Annotated in this window: 20 protein-coding genes and 3 pseudogenes; 10 read left to right on the forward strand and 13 right to left on the reverse strand. The window is 43.7% G+C overall.

The window, feature by feature from the left end; translation table 11 throughout:
* Window positions 1-15 precede the first annotated feature (15 nt).
* The 3 genes from R8N47_RS11940 to pcp all read right to left on the reverse strand — a co-directional run bounded on the left by R8N47_RS11940 (window position 16) and on the right by pcp (window position 2,165).
* Window positions 16-1,002, reverse strand: coding sequence for a CobW family GTP-binding protein (locus R8N47_RS11940; RefSeq protein WP_064354609.1), 987 nt, complete (start codon window positions 1,000-1,002; stop codon window positions 16-18).
* A gap of 63 nt (window positions 1,003-1,065) precedes the next feature.
* A complete protein-coding gene (locus tag R8N47_RS11945) occupies window positions 1,066-1,329 on the reverse strand; it encodes a hypothetical protein (RefSeq protein WP_064354608.1) in 264 nt (87 codons plus the stop codon).
* Between the two features lie 197 nt (window positions 1,330-1,526).
* On the reverse strand, window positions 1,527-2,165 hold the full coding sequence (gene pcp / locus R8N47_RS11950) for a pyroglutamyl-peptidase I (protein ID WP_064354607.1): 639 nt from the start codon (window positions 2,163-2,165) through the stop codon (window positions 1,527-1,529).
* A 289-nt stretch (window positions 2,166-2,454) separates the two neighbouring features.
* On the opposite strand from pcp, the gene R8N47_RS11955 reads away from it, so the two are divergent.
* The 4 genes and pseudogenes from R8N47_RS11955 (at window position 2,455) to trpB (ending at window position 5,512) form a co-directional block, all read left to right on the forward strand.
* A complete protein-coding gene (locus tag R8N47_RS11955; protein ID WP_005375646.1) occupies window positions 2,455-2,703 on the forward strand; it encodes a hypothetical protein in 249 nt (82 codons plus the stop codon).
* Window positions 2,704-3,009: 306 nt separating this feature from the next.
* Window positions 3,010-3,222, forward strand: coding sequence for a cold-shock protein (locus R8N47_RS11960; RefSeq protein WP_005375644.1), 213 nt, complete (start codon window positions 3,010-3,012; stop codon window positions 3,220-3,222).
* A 359-nt stretch (window positions 3,223-3,581) separates the two neighbouring features.
* Window positions 3,582-3,888, forward strand: a pseudogene (locus tag R8N47_RS11965) (S1 RNA-binding domain-containing protein); the annotation flags it as partial.
* Between the two features lie 400 nt (window positions 3,889-4,288).
* A complete protein-coding gene (trpB, locus tag R8N47_RS11970; RefSeq protein WP_064354606.1) occupies window positions 4,289-5,512 on the forward strand; it encodes a tryptophan synthase subunit beta in 1,224 nt (407 codons plus the stop codon).
* Window positions 5,513-5,643: 131 nt separating this feature from the next.
* Here trpB and R8N47_RS11975 read toward each other — a convergent pair whose 3' ends face one another.
* A complete protein-coding gene (locus tag R8N47_RS11975) occupies window positions 5,644-7,101 on the reverse strand; it encodes a DUF3360 domain-containing protein (protein WP_053303744.1) in 1,458 nt (485 codons plus the stop codon).
* A 418-nt stretch (window positions 7,102-7,519) separates the two neighbouring features.
* On the opposite strand from R8N47_RS11975, the gene R8N47_RS11980 reads away from it, so the two are divergent.
* Window positions 7,520-7,936: a VF530 family DNA-binding protein gene (locus R8N47_RS11980; RefSeq protein ID WP_005375544.1), complete on the forward strand. Its 417-nt coding sequence runs from the start codon at window positions 7,520-7,522 to the stop codon at window positions 7,934-7,936.
* Between the two features lie 151 nt (window positions 7,937-8,087).
* Here the strand turns inward: R8N47_RS11980 and R8N47_RS11985 are convergent.
* From R8N47_RS11985 to R8N47_RS12010, 5 genes and pseudogenes are all read right to left on the reverse strand, one after another.
* A pseudogene (locus tag R8N47_RS11985) lies at window positions 8,088-9,338 on the reverse strand (DEAD/DEAH box helicase).
* A 393-nt stretch (window positions 9,339-9,731) separates the two neighbouring features.
* Window positions 9,732-10,202, reverse strand: coding sequence for a hypothetical protein (locus R8N47_RS11990; RefSeq protein WP_017821094.1), 471 nt, complete (start codon window positions 10,200-10,202; stop codon window positions 9,732-9,734).
* A pseudogene (locus R8N47_RS28850) lies at window positions 10,192-11,102 on the reverse strand (hypothetical protein). The gene R8N47_RS11990 and the pseudogene R8N47_RS28850 overlap by 11 nt, the downstream one beginning before the upstream one ends.
* 319 nt (window positions 11,103-11,421) lie before the next feature.
* Window positions 11,422-11,667 carry a hypothetical protein gene (locus R8N47_RS12005; RefSeq protein ID WP_033906842.1) on the reverse strand — a complete coding sequence of 82 codons (246 nt, stop codon included), beginning with the start codon at window positions 11,665-11,667 and terminating at the stop codon, window positions 11,422-11,424.
* Window positions 11,668-11,707: 40 nt separating this feature from the next.
* A complete protein-coding gene (locus R8N47_RS12010) occupies window positions 11,708-11,923 on the reverse strand; it encodes a DUF3820 family protein (RefSeq protein WP_005375557.1) in 216 nt (71 codons plus the stop codon).
* Window positions 11,924-12,067: 144 nt separating this feature from the next.
* Here R8N47_RS12010 and R8N47_RS12015 point away from each other — a divergent pair, with 144 nt between their 5' ends.
* Window positions 12,068-12,376: a cysteine-rich CWC family protein gene (locus R8N47_RS12015; protein WP_080276966.1), complete on the forward strand. Its 309-nt coding sequence runs from the start codon at window positions 12,068-12,070 to the stop codon at window positions 12,374-12,376.
* Between the two features lie 38 nt (window positions 12,377-12,414).
* On the opposite strand, the gene R8N47_RS12020 is transcribed toward R8N47_RS12015, so the two are convergent.
* Window positions 12,415-12,759: a HopJ type III effector protein gene (locus R8N47_RS12020; protein ID WP_017634382.1), complete on the reverse strand. Its 345-nt coding sequence runs from the start codon at window positions 12,757-12,759 to the stop codon at window positions 12,415-12,417.
* A 199-nt stretch (window positions 12,760-12,958) separates the two neighbouring features.
* On the opposite strand from R8N47_RS12020, the gene R8N47_RS12025 reads away from it, so the two are divergent.
* Complete coding sequence (locus tag R8N47_RS12025) at window positions 12,959-14,728, forward strand: choice-of-anchor I family protein (RefSeq protein WP_064354605.1); 1,770 nt, start codon at window positions 12,959-12,961, stop codon at window positions 14,726-14,728.
* 70 nt (window positions 14,729-14,798) lie between these two features.
* Here the strand turns inward: R8N47_RS12025 and R8N47_RS12030 are convergent, their stop codons facing one another.
* Complete coding sequence (locus tag R8N47_RS12030; RefSeq protein ID WP_053303750.1) at window positions 14,799-15,137, reverse strand: 4a-hydroxytetrahydrobiopterin dehydratase; 339 nt, start codon at window positions 15,135-15,137, stop codon at window positions 14,799-14,801.
* Entirely contained in the window at window positions 15,127-15,921 is a 795-nt protein-coding gene (gene phhA / locus R8N47_RS12035; RefSeq protein WP_053350625.1) for a phenylalanine 4-monooxygenase, read from the reverse strand. The genes R8N47_RS12030 and phhA overlap by 11 nt, the downstream gene beginning before the upstream one ends.
* Before the next feature lie 222 nt (window positions 15,922-16,143).
* Between phhA and R8N47_RS12040 the strand changes: the two genes are divergently transcribed.
* Window positions 16,144-18,117 (forward strand): acetoacetate--CoA ligase, encoded by a 1,974-nt coding sequence (locus tag R8N47_RS12040; protein ID WP_064354603.1) that lies wholly within the window; start codon window positions 16,144-16,146, stop codon window positions 18,115-18,117.
* A 149-nt stretch (window positions 18,118-18,266) separates the two neighbouring features.
* On the opposite strand, the gene R8N47_RS12045 is transcribed toward R8N47_RS12040, so the two are convergent.
* Entirely contained in the window at window positions 18,267-18,842 is a 576-nt protein-coding gene (locus tag R8N47_RS12045; RefSeq protein WP_054728907.1) for a class I SAM-dependent DNA methyltransferase, read from the reverse strand.
* A gap of 171 nt (window positions 18,843-19,013) precedes the next feature.
* Here R8N47_RS12045 and R8N47_RS12050 point away from each other — a divergent pair, with 171 nt between their 5' ends.
* On the forward strand, window positions 19,014-19,892 hold the full coding sequence (locus R8N47_RS12050; protein WP_064354602.1) for a LysR family transcriptional regulator: 879 nt from the start codon (window positions 19,014-19,016) through the stop codon (window positions 19,890-19,892).
* A 176-nt stretch (window positions 19,893-20,068) separates the two neighbouring features.
* Window positions 20,069-20,962: a cation diffusion facilitator family transporter gene (locus R8N47_RS12055; protein ID WP_005389400.1), complete on the forward strand. Its 894-nt coding sequence runs from the start codon at window positions 20,069-20,071 to the stop codon at window positions 20,960-20,962.
* Window positions 20,963-20,968 lie beyond the last annotated feature (6 nt).

Here is a 20,968-nt window from a genome sequence, read left to right on the forward strand (position 1 = left end):
TAACCTTTGTTCGATTTAACGCTTGATGCCAGATAACTGAAGGAGAATTCGCTCAAGCTCATCCCATGGCAACAGCTGAGAATCTATCACTTCTAATCGTGATTCAAAGCCTTCTAAGCTGATTTCATTCACCGACACGACTCGGTTGGCAACATTAAACGCGTAACAACCTTGATCCGTATTGACCACCGCTTTAACACGCTCTGCGGTCAAGTCCGAAAGCATAGAGAAAAGCTTTTCAAAATCAAACTTATACTCTGCCCCAAACAACCACCCACAACTAAAATAACCCTGCCCTTTGTTCTCTTTGCGCACAAAGGCTTCACCAGGCGCCAACTGGAATTGAGGCTCTTGATGAGCGTGGTCATGATGATGTGACTCGATATGGGAAGAAGCGCTGCCGTAAACCCGCTCGATATCCAAGACTTCTATCGGTAACTCACCATCATGAATAAGCTTACTGAATACTTTTGAAGGGGATTGGTCCGTCACCCAGTCATTAAACACATCAAGGTCGTGGCTGGAACATAGGTCAACCTTACTACCAATAACCACATCTGCACTGTCTAACTGGTCCACGAAGTTTTGGTTAGAAAGATACTTTTCATCACTTAAGTTACGCGGATCAACCAAGGCAATCGTCGCTTTAAGATCAACGTAAGGTTCATACTGCTGTGAGGTAAGCGTCGCGATAACCTGTTTTGGATGACCAAGGCCTGTCGGCTCAATCAATAAACGGTCCGGTTTTTGACGCAATAATGCGGTGATACCTACCGACATCGGCACACCCGCAGTGCAGCACATACAACCACCCGGCACTTCTTTAATCAACGCGCCTTGGTCGGTCATCAATGCACCGTCGATGCCAATCTCACCAAATTCATTGACCAAAACCGCCCAGTTTTCTTTTTCCGGTTTGTTCTTCAGTAGATTTAAAATCGTGGTCGTTTTACCGACACCCAAAAATCCGGTCAGTATGTTGGTTGGTACTCGATTTGACATGCTTATCTCCGACACGTTAGTGCATTAATGCTCCAGCAAAGTATACGGAGAATGTGACTCGCTTCAACGCTTTTTATCGCACTCATCAAGATCATTGCGTGATGCGTTGGCACACATTTTTCGAGCTTGTTTGGGCTGACTTATCAACTCTGAACGCTTCATATCGGACAAGTACCTACCGGTATAAATAACGCAAGTAAAAAACGCGATAATAGCGACTACGATGGGAAGAACTCCGAGCGTGTTTTCGAATTTAAGCGCAGCAATAGCCAACGCGAAAACAACGACAGAGATAAGTGCGATTGACTTACTTTTGTTGCTTTTCATAATAACTCGCCTTTCGTAAAGTTAGCCCCTAACACCTCCTGTACTAGAGGAATGCCAGTTTGAACAACATCCAACCTGACTATTCAATGCTACTCCTTTCGCTACTTGTGAAATTTGACAAAGCTAACATTTACTACAACATCAAACGACGAGCTTATTATTATCTTTCAGACACTTACTGGATTTTAAAACACTTACTAGCAAATCGTTCCACCGCTTACCAGGATATCGCTATCATTGGCAATACAAACTTGCGCCACCAGCCTTAGCCCTTCGACTATCATGTCCAAAGACATAGAAGGCTGACTGCCATCTACTGCTTGTTCTGGCAATAATGGGATATGAACAAACCCATGACGAATAGGTTTGTCTTTTAGATAATGTTGGATGCCATAAAAAAGGTGGTTACATACAAATGTTCCGGCACTGTTGGAAATCTGGCTAGGTATCCCCTGCTTTTGCAGCGTTTGAACAACACGCTTTATCGGCAGCGTCGAGAAGTAAGCATCAGGACCATCGGCCACCACGGGTTCATCAATCGGCTGATGACCAGCGTTATCTGGAATACGAAAATCATCGACATTAATTGCGACACGCTCTGGGGTTATCGCGCTACGCCCGGCCGCTTGCCCTACAGTAATCACACAGTCTGGCTGGTGCGCTTCTATTGCTTCAATAACGACTTTCACCGAGTCATATCGAACTACGGGGACTGGGCAAGTAACTATCACACCGCCTTTTATGGCCGCAGCCTCTAATTGCTTGACCGCTTCTAAGGCGGGGTTAATGGCGTCACCACCAAAAGGTTCAAAACCGGTAATCAGGACTTTCTTCATAACAGCCTTTAGGAAAAGAGTTTTACAAATTATTGCACTCCCCTTTACCCCATCCAATAGCAAAAGTATTGATGAGATAAACCAGACAACATTATGTGACTCATGTCTAACCAGAGAGTGTTTTCTGCCTCATTGAATCTAGGCAAGTTCCGGACTATCGAGACTAACTTATTGATGATTAGTGGCAGGGCAAGGTTCTCTCATTACATGACGCACGTAGAAGCTTGGTTTCCACGCTTAACTTAGGTAGAGTACGCGACCGCAATGCAATTCGAAGAGATTGAATACAATGAATATTGATAACCATGTAATCGAAACGATTGAAGAGTTAGAGGCATTTCTGCATTTAGTAGAAAGCGGCGCTCTTGGCCTTGAAGGTGTCACTGGCGTTGCGCTAGCCACCTCTAATACCGATGGTCGTCCATTTGTTGCCGTATTAGGAGAAAAGCACCAATTGCTCCTCGGTCGCTGGGTTTCGCAGCACGTATATGACAATGGTAAAGACATCGTTCGTAACGGCCCAACCAGAAAACACTAAGCGCTCGACGCCACCTATAACATCACGCCGTCTTATACACCAAGCGTATGCTTTGAAAGCAATGCGCTTGGTTTACTCAAAAAATAAAAAAGAAAAGGCTAGCCTTTATTAATTTTGTCGGTATACTGCACATCAGCTCTTACGGAAAGAGCTATTAATGTAATTAAAGATCAAAGTTTCTCTCAGTTCCACATCGAATTCCTCGTTTACGTTCCTGCGACAAAATAGTTATCTCTAAAATCATATAGTAGCACTTGATATTAGCTAAAAATTCAATATTTAAAACAATCAAATATAGAGGTATCTATGTCTAATAAATTAACTGGTTCAGTAAAATGGTTCAACGAAACTAAAGGTTTTGGTTTTATTTCTCAAGACAATGGCGGTGATGACGTATTCGTTCACTTCCGTTCTATTGTTTCTGAAGGCTTCAAAACTCTTACTGAAGGCCAAAAAGTATCGTTCGTTGTTGAACAAGGTAACAAAGGTTTACAAGCAGCTGAAGTAACTGCTCTGTAATTCTTTGTGTGGCACCAATGTTGTTGGTGCCACAATCCCCTTCCACTTATTACTGCCCTTACTATTCTCTATCTAAGTTTATATACCCAAATCACTTACCTCTCCCACACCATCATTAATTACTTTCAATAAAGTCACTTTGGTATACATCTTTAGGTAATCACACAACCTACCTTGCAATTCCAGTTTGGAATTAAATTAATCTCATTCATATCTGAATCACTTCGCCTCATGCTTTGCTCATAAAAATAAAGTTTATAAAATAAAAGCGATTGGCGAATATAAGAGAAAAAATGAAATTAAATATATCTGCTCAATCAATAAATTCTAATAACTACGAGCACATAATCCCTAGCTGAGAGGTTGAGTCAGCACTGAAATGTCATTACATGAAGCCATTTATCGGACAACACTTCATAGGGACAGCGTGTGGAGTCACACACTTCGGGGTATTTGTTGAGTTAGAGGAACCGAACCGAAGGTCTCATTCCTTTATCAAGTTTCCAAAATGGTGAGTTCGAATTTGATGCAGTCAAACAAAAAATTTCCAGCCAGAGCGCCACGTTTACTTTAGGAGCTAAAGTGCACGTGTTGGTTAAAGACGCCGATTCGAGACAAAGAAAGATCATGTCCAACTTAAAAGACGCGGAACACGCGGTAGGTTAGCCTGTTTTAGGTTACTTTCTAATCCATTAATCAAAAATAAAAAATAAGCTTTTAATACCGCAATTAACTTGTGACATTTCGCTGACATCGACTCATTCTAAAACCCTAATATCTGACAAAGGAAACGAATCTAATTTTTGTTTCCAGACACCATCGCAGAGTGTATTTCCAGCATTCTGTTTGCCTCGAGAGGTTCTTATGACAGCCTAGGATCTCTCGAGGCTTTTTTGCATCTATTCAAACCACCTGATTCTACATCACAACTATTATCCCCTACACAAGTTGTACTTTTTAACTAGTGCACTAGATCGCGAACTCTGATTTAAGCAACTGATCACACAACCACTTCTAAATTTTGGGTATAAAAGTATCAATACTTTCGTTAACTAGGATGTAAATAATGAAAAACTCGTTTGATCTCACTATGCCCAACGAAGAAGGATACTTTGGTGAATACGGTGGTAGCTTTGTTCCACCTGAGCTTGAACAAATCATGCATGACATCAACGCAGCTTATGAGGAATGCAGCAAAGATCCTGAATTTAAAGCGGAACTCGCTCGCCTGTATAAGCACTTTGTTGGACGACCTAGCCCAATCTTCCATGCGGAAAACTTGTCTAAAAAATACGGAGCAGACATCTACCTAAAGCGCGAAGACTTAAACCATACAGGCGCACATAAAATTAACCACTGCTTAGGGGAAGCCATTCTCGCTAAAAAGATGGGTAAGAAGAAACTAATTGCAGAAACTGGCGCAGGGCAACACGGTGTTGCGCTTGCTACAGCCACGGCATTGGTTGGCTTGAAATGCGACATTTACATGGGTGAAGTTGATATCGCCAAAGAACATCCGAATGTCGTCCGCATGAGAATCCTTGGTGCTAATGTCATTCCTGCCACTCATGGGCGCAAAACCCTCAAAGAAGCGGTAGATTCTGCATTCGAAGCTTATCTGAAAGATCCTGATACACAACTTTATGCGATAGGCTCTGTCGTTGGCCCTCACCCATTCCCTAAAATGGTACGAGATTTCCAATCAATTATCGGTAACGAAGCACGAGTTCAATTCAAAGAAATGACCGGCAAGTTACCCAATAATCTCGTCGCATGCGTTGGAGGTGGTTCTAACGCGATGGGGCTATTTACTGCTTTCTTAGAGGATGAACAAGTCGCCATTCACGGCGTTGAACCTGCGGGCCGCTCTTTGCAAAAGGTTGGCGAGCATGCTGCAACACTCACACTCGGTGAGCCAGGTATCATGCACGGATTTAAGTCTTACATGCTTAAAGATGCGCAAGGCGAACCTCAGGAAGTGTACTCTGTAGCAAGTGGCTTGGATTACCCATCGGTTGGGCCTCAGCATAGTTACTTAAAAGACATTGGCCGTGTCAATTACGGCTCAATCAGTGATGACGAAGCGATTGATGCCTTCTTTGAGCTGTCTCGTGAAGAGGGAATAATCCCTGCTATTGAATCCTCACACGCTGTCGCTTACGCAATTAAACTCGCACAGCAAGGAGAAACCGGCTCGATTTTGATCAACTTATCAGGCCGTGGTGACAAAGACATTGATTTTGTCGTTGAACACTACGGCGCAAAATACGGCATTGAATCACTCATATAGCCTAACTCCGTAGCCTAACCCTACATGCAAAAAGCTACCTGGTACTAGGTAGCTTTTTGTTTTTGTCTACTATTTTAAGAAGCAAGTCCCTTTACTCACTGCTCTCACTATACCTTTAGAGCATAATTCGATTAACCGATAAGAGCTGGAATGCCTGGAAGCTGACCAACAATAGCAAGGGAGCCTGCACATACGATAAACGCAGTGCCAGGAATCAGATATTTATCTTTGCGCGATAGTTCGTTAGCACGCTCATGGTCGCCGATAAGCCCGAGGTTATCCAACAGCATCGTGATTGCCCAACCGAAGACTGGATTAACGAATGCACAGGCAAAAATACAGATACCTGCACTGAGTGAATCTTTATGCTTATGGATCATCTGCATACCCGCTTCAAGGAGTGGTAAGAATACACCCACAATCAAAGCAACGCGCAGAACAGGTTCCCACATTGCTAGATCCATTGGGTAGCCAATTACCGCCGCCGCAATACACATGAAACCCGTCAACAGAGCGCCACCTGGAATAGGACGCTTGGCAATTGCGGCAGGAATCATGTACGTTCCCCAAGAAGAAGCTAGGTTTCCGCCCCCTAAGAGTGAACCAACCCCCTGACGAACAGATGCTCCGACCATCGTGTCGTCGACATCCATGAGTACACCTTTCGCTTCTTTTGGGTAGTTAAGTTCTTGAAACACACGATGGCCGAGATAATCAGGGGACCACATAGCGACTGCCAGTAGAGCAAATGGAGTCACGGCAATAAAGTGCTCTAGGGTTGGCCAGCCTAGCTGCCAGCCTGTATCTTCCCCCCACCAGTAGAATGGACTGAAATTAGGTAGGCCCGGTTCTGTGGTAAAAGCAAACTCAGCGCCCATCAAATAAGCAACAATACCCGCGAGTGCAGAGCACAATGGGATAGCGAGCCAACGTTTATTGATCTTGGCTAAGTAAGCGTAAACCATAACGGTTAGGCCTATGACCACAAACGAAATGTAACCTTGGTCCGTACTTGCAGCCCACGCTTCCGTCTTATTAATTTGCCCGAGCAACCCAACGGCACCAAGGTAGATCAACAACCCTCCTCGAACCCCGATACCAGTAAGAGTCATGAGTTTAGAGCCACCTTTGGTTAAGGCGAGAATTAACCCAAAAACACACACCATCAAACCTAGCGCGAGAGGGTGCCCTCCTGCAGCTGCAATCATAGGAATCAGCGGTATCATTGGGCCATGGGTTCCCGCTAAGTTTGCATTCGGGTTTAGGATGGCAGAAAACAGTATGACGAACAGGGCTCCAGCGATAAGTAATTCGTAACGCACGTTTTCTGCGATGAATTCCGGAGATAAACCAAACTGAGCAGCAAAAGCGGAAACCATGGCAGTGACCATAACCACTTTACCAATGGTTGCTGCTAATGCCGGTACCCAGTCTTCGATTTCAATACTGTAATCACGTGAAGGCAAATGAATTCCCCAGCGACGGAAACTCATGACGGTTAAATCATGATTTAGAAAGTCTTCTCGGCTTTCAAATTCATGCGGTTTTTTGCGCACATCCCTGTAAAAAGTCTTACTTTTGTCAGACATTGAGTCATCCTTTTATGTTTCAACGTTGAACTACGTCAACTAGAGTTTCGCTTGGTAGACAGGCCTTCGACCAATACGAGACAACACCCACATCAAACTTCTAGGCCATACTAAGAAAGCGGCATGAACCAATTTTGATTTTGAGCTTATTAAGCATGTGTTGCTATGGGTAGGAATATTAGACATTAGTAAAAGAACAACAAAAATCTCACTTATTACACAATAATTTAACATCGAGCTGGGACGCTTGAACTTTTAAGAGTCATTTTTGAGCAGAGAGCCAAGTAGAGCGGCCAATTCCGATTTATACTTTCAAGGTAGAGAGCACTGTGCTCGCATCCATCGCAAAGTAACTATAGATATCTCTACATTGTATACTTTGTTAAACTCCGCCCTTTAATGAGTAAGGCCCTTAAAAATGATGACTGACGAAGAGAGAATCGAGCTGCAACAGAACAATCCACTGCACGGATTAAAGCTAGAGACTATGTTGCAAGAGTTAGTGGATTTTTACGGCTGGGACATTCTAGATACAGCAATGCGTTTTAATTGCTTTAACACTAAGCCTTCGATTGCAAGTAGCGTGAAGTATTTAAAGAAAACCGAATGGGCGAGAGAAAAATTAGAAAACTTTTACCTTTATCGCTTTAAGCGCATGCCACGCGCGAGCGAAGAAGAATACAACTTACCACCAAGAGCTCGTACCTTCCCTCATGGCCTTGAACCTAAAGAGCCAATGCCGCTAACCGTTGACTCTATTCTTAAGTCACAAGCCAAAGCAGCGTCTGCATTTAAAAAGCGTTCACCTCGCGGACGCCCTGCTCGTCGCCAATAACACTATCTTGAAAAGCAATAGAGCCCTACTGGTAGCTCCAGCAGGGCTCTATTGTTCTTTAAAGGAATGGCTAGAAGCGAAGACTCAAGCTAGTGAGCATTCCTTTTCTCTAACAACTCCCGTAAGTAAACTCACATGTAGTTTACGTTTTCTATTGATTACGCTTTTTCTTCTTTTTACCCGTACCTGCCGGCTTCGCTCGCGGCTTCATTGGTAAAAAGTAGGCTTCACTCTGATCGTCTTCCACTTCAAAACCGACTACCTGCTCGCGTTCAAGTTGGAACTTATTTTTCTTTTCTATCACTTTGAAATGGTGGTAGTCGTCGTAATCGATAAGAGATAATCCTAAACCTACTTCACCAGCACGACCACTACGACCGATTCGATGCATATAATCAGCAGGGCTACGCGGAAGATCGAAGTTAATCACCACTGGAAGTTTTTCAATATCAAGGCCGCGTGCTGCGATATCAGTGGCAATAAGAACTTGAATCTCGCCAGACTTAAAACCGTCAAGGACACGAGTACGAGCGCCCTGCCCTTTATCACCATGGAAAACTTCAGCGGTAATACCGCGTTTTGACAGCTATTGAGCTAAATGGTTACAGGCATTCTTAGCATTCACAAAAATCAAAGTCTGTCGCCACTGATGCTGTTTGATTAAGTGCGCGAGTACCGCCGTCTTCTCACCTTTATTTACACTAAACACGCGCTGCACCAAAGTGCTGGCTTCTGCGCTCTGCAACTGAACATCAACAGGGTCGCGGAGCAACTGCTGAGCCAGCGTCGTGACTTTATCAGGGAAAGTAGCAGAAAATAACAGCGTCTGTTTCTTCTCTGGTAGTAACGCAAGAATCTTATTGAGTTCTTCGGTAAATCCGAGGCTCAACATTCGGTCGGCTTCGTCAAGAACAAGCGTTTTTACTTGGTCCAACTTAATCGCGTTACTGGATACCAGATCAAGTAATCGACCCGGCGTTGCAACAATAATGTCACAGCCACCACGAAGCGCCAGCATTTGTGGGTTCACCGATACACCACCAAATACGGCAACCGTTTTGATCTTATCTCTGAGATGGTATGAGTAAGATTTGACGTTATATGCCACCTGTAATGCCAACTCACGAGTTGGTACTAAAATCAGGTGGGAAACGAAGTTGCCACGGCGATTGTTTGATTCGTCTTGCTGAACAATTTTTTGCAAGATTGGCAGCGAAAAAGCAGCGGTTTTACCAGACCCCGTATTGGCACCACCAATAATATCTTTCCCTTCAAGGATATCAGGAATAGAACGGGATTGAATGGGCGTCGGTTGGCTGTATTCCAACGCTTCTAGTCGCTCGACTAATGTTGGAATCAGGCCAAGATCGGCAAATGTCGCTTGCTGTGTTTTATCTGTCATTACGATGAGTGGCTCAGTGCTAGTAAAGGCCGTGTATCTTATGCTATTTCGCGTCTGGATGTTAGAGATAATGGCCCAAACAGAAGATTGGTGAAAGAAGCACTATAGAGTTCAGGAATTTCCTTTCACTAACATGAGTTAATGGTTTCGATAACCAATACTCTACGACCAAGATGGTAGCGTTCGCGACAAGCAAAGGGAAAAGGAGCCAGGCACTCTGACTCCTGTAAAGCAAAATACAGCTTGAGAAAACCCTATAGCTTATAATTGGACAAAAATGCGTTACGACAAATAGAATATTAGCAACTAATGGATAACTTCAAGTATTGAGAGCTAGCGCATGACATGTACATACGCTAGCAGGGTGCTTGTGCCAAGAGCTTGAAAGATGATTTAATCGCACGAACTAGGGTCTAAAACATACGTCCGACTTGAGGATTTTAATGTAAGTTCTTGTTCAGAAGTACATTCAATATAGTCATATTGCTTTATTTTTTCTCTCGTGTTGTTATCTAACCATATGGCAGAGGCAATAGAACTTAATACTATTATCGCTATAGAATATAGCCCTGTTTTTGTCGAAAATGGTACTTTTAGTAATAGTTCTGTTGACCTGTGTAGCATAGCTATGGGAATGATCGCTATAAAACCAAATATTAGAAGGCCTACAAAAGAAGCAACATTGTTCACTAAACCTGCTAGTTTTACTTTAGGAATGATACCGATTGAGTTGTTAATGCTAATTAACTCATTAATTGAGCTGTAGCTCAACCACACCATAAAAACCATAAGAGGCCAACTAGCCATCACTTTAAGCCAACGCTTTATCTTTAGTCTTCGGTTAAATTTTTCATTAGAAATCATTAATAGTTTTCTCTACTTGATTCTTCATCGGTTCCGTAAATTTAAATTGGTCATCTAGTTTAGATATTTCCTTTCCTACAATAAACGCAGTAACAGCGAAAATACCAAGTGTTAGAGCGGTTGGCACAACAAGTACCGTACTTAATGTTGCGACTCCCAGAATAGTTATTCCTTGAGCGATAACTCCTGCGGCAATGCCCTTAGATATATCCGCTGTAAATTGGCCGACCACTTCACCTAGCGTTTTTTCATCATGTAGAATGTAGTCAACCGCATTAACCGCACCACTAAACACAAGTTCAACATAGATGTTGCCTTTCAAGAAACTGACATTGCCTTGAACAGTATTTAGAGCATGACCAATTTTAAGCATTTGTGGTGTTGCTTCTTGCCAACGGATACCTAGGTCTAAATATTTAGGCTTGTAGTTCTCAACCACAATATTCATTACACCATTGATATTGACAGCTTTAGCGGTTGCCCCCAACCGCCAAGCTCTTTAGCGACCTCATAAGCGCCTTTAAGCCCCATGCCTACGCCAGTGTAGTCCTTGCCGTTCGAAAGTTGTCCATGCGAGTCTTTGATGAGCAAGTCTAAATACTCGTTACCTTCTTCAACAGTCAGTACCGCAATACTCACGTTCTCTTGTTGAGAGGTGTCCCACTGATATTCTTTAGCTTGCTTTTGTAAATCATCGTTCCATTCTTTTTCTGTTAGGTCGTAAGCTTGTTGGACCGCTTTGCGTTCAGCAAGAACGCGCTCTCTATTTTCAGCCCATCGTTTCTCATCGCTCGCGGTAGATCTCAGCTCTTCCTGACGTTCTCAGCGTTGACGTGCTGCTCGTTCTCTAGTGGTTTCTTGTCTTTCTTCTGGGGCTACAGGAGAGGATTCATATCTCATGGGAGTCGGTTTTACTGATAAATAAAAAGGATAATAACAATATTTTCAGTGATTTATCATCCCCAACAAGATTGCATGATGATTTAACCAATTAAATAGGCAGTTTGACTAATCAAACAAGCACAATGAAGGCTCAATAGTGTTGAGTTACATTCAATCGGATAACTTTTCGTAGGGTAAAACGTACGAACCAAATTTTGTAGAGTATTTATTCCAGTTCTTTTTTGGGGCATAAAGAGTTAGCCTAACGGTCTGGCTCTTTTGAATGAAAAAATAGTCTGGTGGGAGAACTTGTAAGGCTGTGGCAGGTTACACTCACTTACTCCTTAGGCAGGTGACCAGTTTCCTTCGCAAGCTTTTGCATCGCCTCGGCAAACGTTGTTGTCCCGCCTTTAGCTTTAAGCTGTATTACCTTATATCCCAACTTTTCCAACGCTTGGCGCTCTGCCAAAACAGCTTTGTCATTGTGTTGGCTACCTTGAGCTGGCTGATGAATGTAACATCCCTCTAGTTTACCATCTTCGACCAATTGGTGATGTTTCAGTGCATCGATATCAAAATTCATAATAAGTCTTTTCATTAAGAGTGGGAGTTTCTGTGGCTAGTTACATACGCTTCAAAGGCTTCACGACACTATCTAAGCCTTCAATTTTGAGCGCTAAACATAGCTTGAGCAAATCCCCTAGCTCGCCGCTTGGCCAGCCCTTTTTATCAAACCACAGTAAGTATTCTTCAGGCAGGTCGATTAACACTCGCCCTGCATATTTCCCAAATGGCATTTGCATTCTAGCGAGTTTAATGAGGTTTTCTTTTTCTAACATAAGTGACAGAGAGTTAAGGTAACTCGTCCAAGGGTAACACTGGTTCTCCCTCCTCACCAGCAAATCGCAGTCACGTTTATTTTTGGCGGCCTTGACTCGCTTTATGCTAGAGTACGCGGCATAAAAAATGAGAACGAGAAAGCAATGAAGTCACCTTGTCGAGCTGCATGTAAAAATAACGCCGGAATATGCTCTGGTTGTCACCGAACGATGGATGAAATCATCCAATGGAAAGACAAAACCGATCTCCAACGAGATGCGATTATCGAACAAATCGCAGGAGAAGATTCAACGCACAGTTGTCCTGAGTGCGGGACTCAAGCCCATTGTGATATCGCCGCAGGCAAAGAGACATGCTGGTGCTTTACTATAGAAACCCGTGATTTACCCAAGCCAAGCGCCAACCAGCTGTGTTTGTGCCGAAAATGTCTAGAAAAAAAGCCAGTCGCGTAATACGACTGGCTTACTGATCATCGTTTTCTGACTGGTGTTTATTTAGCGGTTAAAGCGGACGCTTCAAACTTAATGCCTTCCCACCCTGTCACCATAAAATTACGAATATTCTGGTGATCGCTGTTCTCTGGATACTGCAATACATCTTCACGATAAAAACGGCCAAAGCAGGCTAGCGTCGCTTCTTTGTCTAGGTTGTTTAGCAAACCGAAAGCGAAGATCTTACACGAACCGTTGTTCTCGCCTGCATTGTTTTGTGTCTCACCATTTACAAAAGCGGTTGGCTCAAACGTATAGTTATCTTCGATCACCGCCATCGTTGCTTCAAATTCGACCTGCTCTGGTGACGCTGCCAATAAATCTAAAAACGATTTTAATTCCATTATTCCTCTATCCCTACTTCATCATATTGATGACACATTAGTTTCATAAAAAGCCAATATAAGAGTCATCAATCATACATATATTCAGAGCCTTACCAAATCACACGTCATTCAGCGCTCTATCATTCCAGTTGCGGAAATGGACAGCAGCATAAAACCCATGCTGATTGACAACCTATCGGATTGATAAGGAGATATCATGATCACCCCTTTAAAGGCAATCGGTGCACTCGCATTGTCATCACTTGCCATCGCGTGTTCATCACAACCCGAAGATACCGTGGCTTCATTCGCTACACAATGCAAACCTACCACTGCGCCCGTTACTGGGGAAACTTCAATTCAAGGGTTAACGTTTATCGGGACATCCGTTGCTGATGCTCCATTCGATACATCGGCAGCTGAAATCGTGAGTTATGACGCCTGTACAGATAAGCTCTATGTGGTGAATGCTCAAGCAAAACGTATCGATGTACTTTCTATGGATGACAACGGCGTACCAACGCAAAGCGCATTCATTGATCTCAACAGCGCTGGCGAAGCAGCGGGCATTGAAATTGGCGCAGCAAACAGTGTCGCTGTATTCAATGGTTTGGTAGCTGTTGCGATTGAAAACAGTAATAAACAAGCGAATGGTATTGTTGGCTTGTACCGCTCCGACGATTTGTCATTAGTCATGACGTTTCCAACAGGCGCATTGCCAGACATGGTTGACTTCTCGAAAGATGGCCGATACATCGCAACCGCTAATGAAGGAGAACCAAACAGCGATTACAGCATTGACCCTGAAGGTAGTATCACTTTGATCGATCTGAGCCTTGGTGTTACTCAAGCAGAAGTGTCACAAATTGGCTTTAACGAATTTGATGATTCACGAAAAGCAGAGCTTCCAAAGAATGTGCGTATTTCGGGGGCAAACGCCACCATCGCACAAGATCTAGAGCCGGAATACCTCACTTTTGCAGATAACGGCAAAATCTATGTCGCGCTACAAGAAAATAACGCCATGGCAATCGTCAATCCAGAGAGCAAATCAGTAGAGCGAATTGTTGGCTTGGGTGAGAAGTCTTGGTCGGGCGCTAAACTCGATGCATCCAACAAAGACAAAATCCTTGGGAACTTGAAAAGCTACCCACAACTGGTTGGCTTATTTATGCCTGACACTATCGACAGCTACTCAGTGAATGGGAGTACTTACATCGTATCGGCAAATGAAGGCGACGGGCGTGAGTACGGATTCAAAACCACTCAAGAACTGTGCGACAAAGCTGGCTTTATGTGGGATGAAGACGATTACCTCGGTACAGATGAATATACATCTGAGCAAGGAACCTGTTTAAGCCATATTGATGAAGTGCGCGGTAAGAAGCTGAAAGTGGCAGCAGAACACCCATTGGCAGAGGCACTAAAAGACAACAAACAACTCGCGCGTTTAAAAGTGATTAAGCCGGAACAAACGCTTTCTGCACAAGAGAATGTTCAATCATTTGGCGCGCGTTCATTTTCGATTTGGGATGAAAACGGCAAGTTGGTCTTCGATAGTGGTGACGATTTCGCGACTATCGCGCTGCTGAATGAAGGCAAGAACTTCAACAGCACCAACGATAACAATAATAGTGGCGATGACCGAAGTGATGATAAAGGTATTGAGCCAGAGGCGATTGAAGTAGCACAAATTAACGGTCGTCATTACGCGTTTATCGGCTTGGAGCGTCAAGGCGGTATCATGATTTATGACATCACAGACCCGAAACAAGCGCAGTTTATGCATTACGTAAGCCGCCGTGATTACAATCAGCCAGTATGTACAGAAGTCGAAGATGGCGAATGCATGAATGACACATACAATCCAAAAGCAGGCGATTTAGGTCCAGAGTCCATTAATTACTTTACCCGTAACGGTGGTCATTTTATCGTCGTTGGCAATGAGGTATCGGGCACGACATCCGTCTTCCGAATCAATCTATAAAGTAATGTAAAAGTCATTTAGAACCAAAACGCCCGACATAAGCCGGGCGTTTTTTGTATGAGGTAATGTCCTACTCTGCCGATGCTAGCGAGTCACACTTTGATGCGCAGATAAAATCGTTTTTATGCAGACCTTTGATAGAGTGACTCCACCACGTTACGGTAACCTTACCCCATTCCAACAAAATAGAGGGATGGTGGAACTCATCTTCTGCCAGTTCCGCGATTTTGTTACTGAAAGCCCATGCTTGTTTGAAGTTCTTAAATTTATACACCTTTTCTAGTTGAGGTATGTCTTCTCTTTCAATGATCTGCCAATCAGACAATTGCAGCAGCAGAGATTGTTGTTCTTCTTTGCTTAGTGCAATGGCATCGATACTACAAGCTTCGCATTTTTGTTCATTCAACATGAGCAGGTTCCTTTGGTTCAAAAAGTGGAGGAAGCAGTCCAGCTTCAATCGCTAGATCGGCTTGTTTCAATAAATTTAACTGACTGATTTTAAAAAGCTGAGAAAAGTCATCAATCACGTAGTACTTCGGTTGCATGATGTCGATACGATAAGGCGTTCTCAGCACTGTTTGTAATTCAAATGGGTCGCGAATTGCTACATCACTCTCTAATGCGTAGAGGGTTTCGCCAGGAGATGAAAGAATACCACCACCGTAAATTTTGGTTTTGTCCCCTTCTTTCACCAAGCCAAACTCTACGGTAAACCAGTAGAGGCGAGCGAGATAGGCTCTTTGTTTTGGGGTAGCGGCTTGCCCTAGTTGACCATAATGCTCGGTAAATGCAGCAAAGTCTGGGTTGGTTAACATCGCGCAATGACCAAATATTTCGTGGAAGAAATCTGGCTCCTGTAAGTAATCGAACTCATCTCTTGTACGCAAGAATGTGGCGACTGGAAAGCGCTTATTACCGAGTAGATTAAAAAATCGGTCGAAATCAATAAGCGCGGGAACGGGCTCCACTTGCCAACCTGTTGTCTCCATCAAGACACGATTAATTTCTGGTAACTGAGGAACGCGGTCTTGAGGTAAATCAAGCAGCGTCAAACCGTGTAAATAAGCCTCACAAGCTCTGTTTTGGATCACACCCATTTGTCGTGTTACCAAATCTCGCCAAATGGCGTCTTCTTCACGGCTCCATTCAACCCTGCCTTCCTGGTTTACGGGTTTAGAACGATACTGGGTCATGGCTCATCTCCATTAACAAATCCTTTACATTAAGCCTATCTGTAGTCTTAAGAGCTTCCAATCCCTGCGCGATTTTCTCAGCATCATCCCGATGTAACATATTGTTTACAACTCATCGTAACTGCATGATTTTTATGACACGATATAATATCTGGCTTGTTTGACTTTATCGTGTATTCCTCTCAAACTAAAACCTGTTATCACTTTGTTATAGAGGGACCTATGCGCGAGAGCAGCAAAGTATGGCAACCGAGCGAAAGTCGTATCGAAGAAGCCAACATTACACAGTTTATTGAACACATTAATCGACAAGGAAATACCCTTGAAAGTTTCGCTGATCTGCATCAATGGTCACTCGATCATGTAGAAAAATTTTGGCAGGAAGTTTGGCTATTCTGCGACGTCATTGGCACTCAGGGAGAGACCATAAAAGAGCGAGCAGAAAGTCGCTGGCAGCAACCCGTCGAAAATAGGGATATAAAATGGTTCCCAAACGCGCAAATTAACTACGCCGAAAATTTGCTAACCTACGCGTGTCACCAACCCGATGATCTCGCGATTTGGTTTGAAAATGAACGTGAAGAAAAACAGACCTACACATGGAAACAATTGTGCGAAGAAGTTTCGAGTGTGCAGCAATGGTTGAAAGAATGTGGAATTAAGCAAGGTGATGTCGTCGCTGGTTATTTACCTCACCTACCTCAAACGGTGATAGCTATGCTAGCAACCACCAGTTTAGGGGCGACCTGGACTTCCACCTCACCTGATTTTGGCGTCGAAAGCGTTTTGGAGCGCTTTGGTCAAGTGAAACCCAAAATCCTGTTTACTTGTGATGGCTATACATTCAATGGCAAAACTTTCGATATGTCTGAGAAAAACCAGCATATTGCGGATCATCTTGATGGTCTTAAACAAGTTTGCCAAATTAGCTACCTTAAACCACACATTTTTGAATGCGATGTCTGCACCCAAGATTGGCAAAATGTCCTGAATCAATACACCCCCGAAGCGTTGACTTTTACTCGTGTGAATTTTAACGATCCGCTATTTGTGCTTTATTCTTCAGGCACAACAGGCAAACCGAAATGCATCGTTCATTCCGTCGGCGGAACGGTGCTTAATCACTTGAAAGAGCATCAACTGCATTGCGATATCCAACCGAACGACCGAGTGTTTTATTACACGACCTGCGGTTGGATGATGTGGAACTGGCACGTTTCTTCACTCGCGAGCGGTGCATGTTTGGTGATTTTTGATGGTAGCCCTGTTTACCCCACTCATGATGTGCTCTGGGACCTCGCAGAACGAGCCGAAGTGACGCTGTTTGGAACCTCAGCAAAATACCTAGAGGCGCTGGAAAAAGCATCTTTTTCTCCGCAGAATAGTGATGCATTTCCAAGTCTGAAAACCATTTGCTCAACGGGCTCTGTTCTGTATCCAGAACAGTTTGATTATGTCTATCAGCACATTAAAGAAGATGTACACCTCGCCTCGATTTCTGGCGGAACAGACATTTGTGGCTGCTTTGTTCTGGGCAACCCTATTTCTCCCGTTTATCGGGGAGAGTGCCAATCAGCAGGGTTAGGGGTTGATGTCCGAGTCTTTAACCCACAAGGTAATAGCGTAATGGGAGAGCGCGGTGAGTTGGTTTGTGCCAATCCATTACCCAACTTCCCTACTGGCTTTTGGAACGACACCGGTGAGAGATATCATCGCGCTTATTGGGATAAATTCGACAATATTTGGCACCACGGCGATGATGTTGAACAGACCAGCGTTGGGGGATACGTGTTTTATGGTCGAAGTGATACCACGTTGAATCCCGGTGGCGTAAGAATCGGCACGGCCGAAATCTATCAGCAAGTGAACTGTATAGACGGTATTCTAGATTCGATCGCAGTAGGAAAAGAAGTCGATCGCAACGAACAAATATGGCTGTTTGTCCAATTAGTCAAAGGGGAAGAGCTCAATGACGAGATGATCGCTTCCATCAAAGCACAGCTAAAGTCTGCATGTTCTCCAAGGCATGTACCTAGTGCGATTTACGCAATAAGCGATATACCTAAGACACGCTCAGGAAAGCTGGTCGAGTTAGCCGTTAAGCAAGTTGTTAACAACCGAAACGTCGAAAATTTAGGCGCAATAGCCAACCCTGAAGTGCTGGAGGAGATACGCAGGATAGTCGTCTCAAAATAACCTCCGAAGACTTAGTTGTTCGAGTATGTCCTTGCCTGCACCATGACGACTTGTTTAGAGCAAGTGAAGTTACACATACCCTCAGCAGATAAGAAAAAAGCGAGCTTGTTAGCTCGCTTTTGTCAATTTTTGTTCTTTATTCAGCGGTATTAGCGACGACCAAGCCCCATTAATACCGACATTGTTTTACCATCAGATGTAATGTCAAAAACGTGTCGCGATTCAACTTCAGTAAAACCCGCTTCTTTCAGTGCACGCTCAGACTTCGCAAGGGTAAAACCGTCTTGTTCACATTCTGCAATCCAATCAAAATGAACAAAATAGCCGCCGTGGTTAAGTAGAGAATGCGAGATCGTTAATGACGCGTCTAAGTCTTCCACGAACGCTAAAACTGATGATGCAACCACCAAGTCGAACTGTCCACGAAACGCAGGGTGCTGAGCAACCAAGCCGCGAGATAGTGCATCTACCACAGGTTCTACGTTGACGAGCTCTTTTTTATCGAGTTCCTCAATCATGGCTTCCGATGCGTCTAATGCTACGATGTCTTTAACCATCGGTGACAATCGTTGACTTAACTGCCCTGTTCCGCATCCAAAATCTAGTACTTTAATGCCATCAAGCTGAGTTAGCTGTTGTAACTGCTCAAACACCGACTGCGCAAATTGCTCTGTTGCTGGATTTGATTCCCAGTTTTTTGCTAAGCCGTCCCAATCTTGTGCCATCGTGGCCTCCATGTTCACTTTTTGTAACCCACATAGATTACCGCAAAACCGTTAAAAGACCATAGACTTATCTGGCGGATTCGCGTTTTTTTCGATAATCTTTCATGGCTTTGGGAGCGCATCTGCATAATACCCAAATTATTTGAATTCATTTATTGGTTGTGTCAAATCATGAACTTAACTCAAGTAGAAGCCTTCTGCACCATCGCTGAGTGTGGTTCTGTTTCTGAAGCGGCAAGGCAACTCGACTGCAATCGCACCAAACTCAGTATGTCGATTAAGGCATTAGAGAAAGATCTCGACGTTGAATTGTTTAACCGAACTGGCAACCAGCTCACCCTCTCTGAAGCTGGGAAAGCCATTTACAAAGATTGCGAACACCTACTTATCATCGCACAACGGGTCAGAAAGACCTGCGCTCAAATCTCGGAAGGGTTTAACGCGGAAGTTTGGGTAGCACGTGACGACTCCTTACCTGATGATCTCTGGCAAGAATTATCTCATACATTGAATAACCGCTTTCCTTCAACAACCTTCAACTTAATCTTGGCATCCAGTGGCGACTTAGCCAACTTGGTCAGTACCCACCAAGTAGATTTTGCTTTCGGCGTTGATTATGAGCGAGTAGACGATCCTCGTATCGTATACAACCCGTTAGGCAAGATACGTATGATGTCAGTATGCAGTGTAGAACACCGCCTAAGTAAGATGCGCCGTGTCTCAGACGAAGATCTACGTAGTCAAATGCAAGCACTAATGGTGTACCTAAATGAGAAAGACAACCCTGAACTGCAACCTTTCTCGACTCGATATATTGGTTTTTCGAGTTTTGACTACATGCTGAACACCATCTTAGAAGAAGACGCTTGGGGCGTGCTTCCACAACCATTAATCCGCCATTACCTTCGTCAGCAGAAGCTCGCCGTTATCAAACACACATACGGATTGACGCAAGAAGACTACTGTATGTTTTCACCTAACGGCCATGCTGAGCATCCTGCAATGACGTGGTTAGCAGATAAATTGAGCGAGTATTTATTTGACTTCTAAACATTTTATCAGTGAGCGTCAATTTTACTGACACCAAAAAACAACAGTAAGTCGTTGTTTTGTAAGAACATAAATAAAAACGCATTTTTTTAGATTAGTTACTGGTCACTTTGTGGTTGCCTAAATTATCTTATGAGCGAAGAATAGTAAGGTATTAAAATTCAAAGGCATCTTTTATGTGTGACAGGACAAGCAAAAACGAAAACCGTATTCTAACCATTTCAGCCCTTTTGGCATCTGGGTTCGCTGCTGGTGGTATGGTACTTGGCTTGCTTGTAGGCTCAATTGTCATCGTTTTTGACGGTGTTTACTCTTTGGTCAGCTTACTGTTAACTTTATTGTCACTGGCCGCTTCTTACTATATTAACAAGCCTTCAAAATCTGTATTCCCATTTGGAAAAGCGGTCTTAGAACCAATCGTTATTGCGATAAAAGCAGCCGTCATTTTAGTGGTTGTAAGCTTCTCTCTCTACTCTGCGATATCAGCATTGATGTCTGGAGGTCGCGAGGTCGATGCTTCTATTGCGACCTTATTCGGCATCGTGAATGTTATCGGCTGTGGTTACGCTTGGTGGTTTATGGCGAAACGCAGCCGCCGCTTCTCATCAGGCTTGATTGAAGCGGAGAAAAAACAGTGGCAAATGGATACTCTGCTAAGTGTGGCGGTGACCGTAGGATTTATCTCGGCTTGGGCTGTTTCACTAACGCCATTCTCTGAGTATGCGGTATATGCCGATCCCATGATGATGGTTTTAATGGGCTTTTACTTCCTCAAAGTACCGTTCGATATGCTAGTAGGTGCCTTACGTGAACTACTAATGATGACACCAAGCAAAGAGCTGTGTCAGAGCGTTGGCAAAGATGTTCTTGAGATTGAAAAAGTAACTGAGCATCAATTGAAACTGGCTGGCGTAACGAAGGTGGGCCAAGAGCTACGAGTAAATGTGGACGTACATATTGATGACGACACATTGGAGCTTGATACACTAGAGCACACTCGTAAGCAGCTTATCAAGCGACTGTCGAAGCACAGATTCAAGCTTCAACTACACTTGAACGTCGCTTATTAGAGCGCC

Source organism: Vibrio sp. 2132-1 (assembly GCF_033344315.1).

What these genes read in the sequence shown, in the direction of transcription:
- R8N47_RS11940 (WP_064354609.1), bottom strand. Translation starts at nt 1,002, where the DNA reads ATGTCAAATCGAGTACCAACCAACATACTGACCGGATTTTTGGGTGTC.
- R8N47_RS11945 (WP_064354608.1), bottom strand. Translation starts at nt 1,329, where the DNA reads ATGAAAAGCAACAAAAGTAAGTCAATCGCACTTATCTCTGTCGTTGTT.
- pcp (WP_064354607.1), bottom strand. Translation starts at nt 2,165, where the DNA reads ATGAAGAAAGTCCTGATTACCGGTTTTGAACCTTTTGGTGGTGACGCC.
- R8N47_RS11955 (WP_005375646.1), top strand. Translation starts at nt 2,455, where the DNA reads ATGAATATTGATAACCATGTAATCGAAACGATTGAAGAGTTAGAGGCA.
- R8N47_RS11960 (WP_005375644.1), top strand. Translation starts at nt 3,010, where the DNA reads ATGTCTAATAAATTAACTGGTTCAGTAAAATGGTTCAACGAAACTAAA.
- trpB (WP_064354606.1), top strand. Translation starts at nt 4,289, where the DNA reads ATGAAAAACTCGTTTGATCTCACTATGCCCAACGAAGAAGGATACTTT.
- R8N47_RS11975 (WP_053303744.1), bottom strand. Translation starts at nt 7,101, where the DNA reads ATGTCTGACAAAAGTAAGACTTTTTACAGGGATGTGCGCAAAAAACCG.
- R8N47_RS11980 (WP_005375544.1), top strand. Translation starts at nt 7,520, where the DNA reads ATGATGACTGACGAAGAGAGAATCGAGCTGCAACAGAACAATCCACTG.
- R8N47_RS11990 (WP_017821094.1), bottom strand. Translation starts at nt 10,202, where the DNA reads ATGATTTCTAATGAAAAATTTAACCGAAGACTAAAGATAAAGCGTTGG.
- R8N47_RS12005 (WP_033906842.1), bottom strand. Translation starts at nt 11,667, where the DNA reads ATGAATTTTGATATCGATGCACTGAAACATCACCAATTGGTCGAAGAT.
- R8N47_RS12010 (WP_005375557.1), bottom strand. Translation starts at nt 11,923, where the DNA reads ATGTTAGAAAAAGAAAACCTCATTAAACTCGCTAGAATGCAAATGCCA.
- R8N47_RS12015 (WP_080276966.1), top strand. Translation starts at nt 12,068, where the DNA reads ATGAAGTCACCTTGTCGAGCTGCATGTAAAAATAACGCCGGAATATGC.
- R8N47_RS12020 (WP_017634382.1), bottom strand. Translation starts at nt 12,759, where the DNA reads ATGGAATTAAAATCGTTTTTAGATTTATTGGCAGCGTCACCAGAGCAG.
- R8N47_RS12025 (WP_064354605.1), top strand. Translation starts at nt 12,959, where the DNA reads ATGATCACCCCTTTAAAGGCAATCGGTGCACTCGCATTGTCATCACTT.
- R8N47_RS12030 (WP_053303750.1), bottom strand. Translation starts at nt 15,137, where the DNA reads ATGTTGAATGAACAAAAATGCGAAGCTTGTAGTATCGATGCCATTGCA.
- phhA (WP_053350625.1), bottom strand. Translation starts at nt 15,921, where the DNA reads ATGACCCAGTATCGTTCTAAACCCGTAAACCAGGAAGGCAGGGTTGAA.
- R8N47_RS12040 (WP_064354603.1), top strand. Translation starts at nt 16,144, where the DNA reads ATGCGCGAGAGCAGCAAAGTATGGCAACCGAGCGAAAGTCGTATCGAA.
- R8N47_RS12045 (WP_054728907.1), bottom strand. Translation starts at nt 18,842, where the DNA reads ATGGCACAAGATTGGGACGGCTTAGCAAAAAACTGGGAATCAAATCCA.
- R8N47_RS12050 (WP_064354602.1), top strand. Translation starts at nt 19,014, where the DNA reads ATGAACTTAACTCAAGTAGAAGCCTTCTGCACCATCGCTGAGTGTGGT.
- R8N47_RS12055 (WP_005389400.1), top strand. Translation starts at nt 20,069, where the DNA reads ATGTGTGACAGGACAAGCAAAAACGAAAACCGTATTCTAACCATTTCA.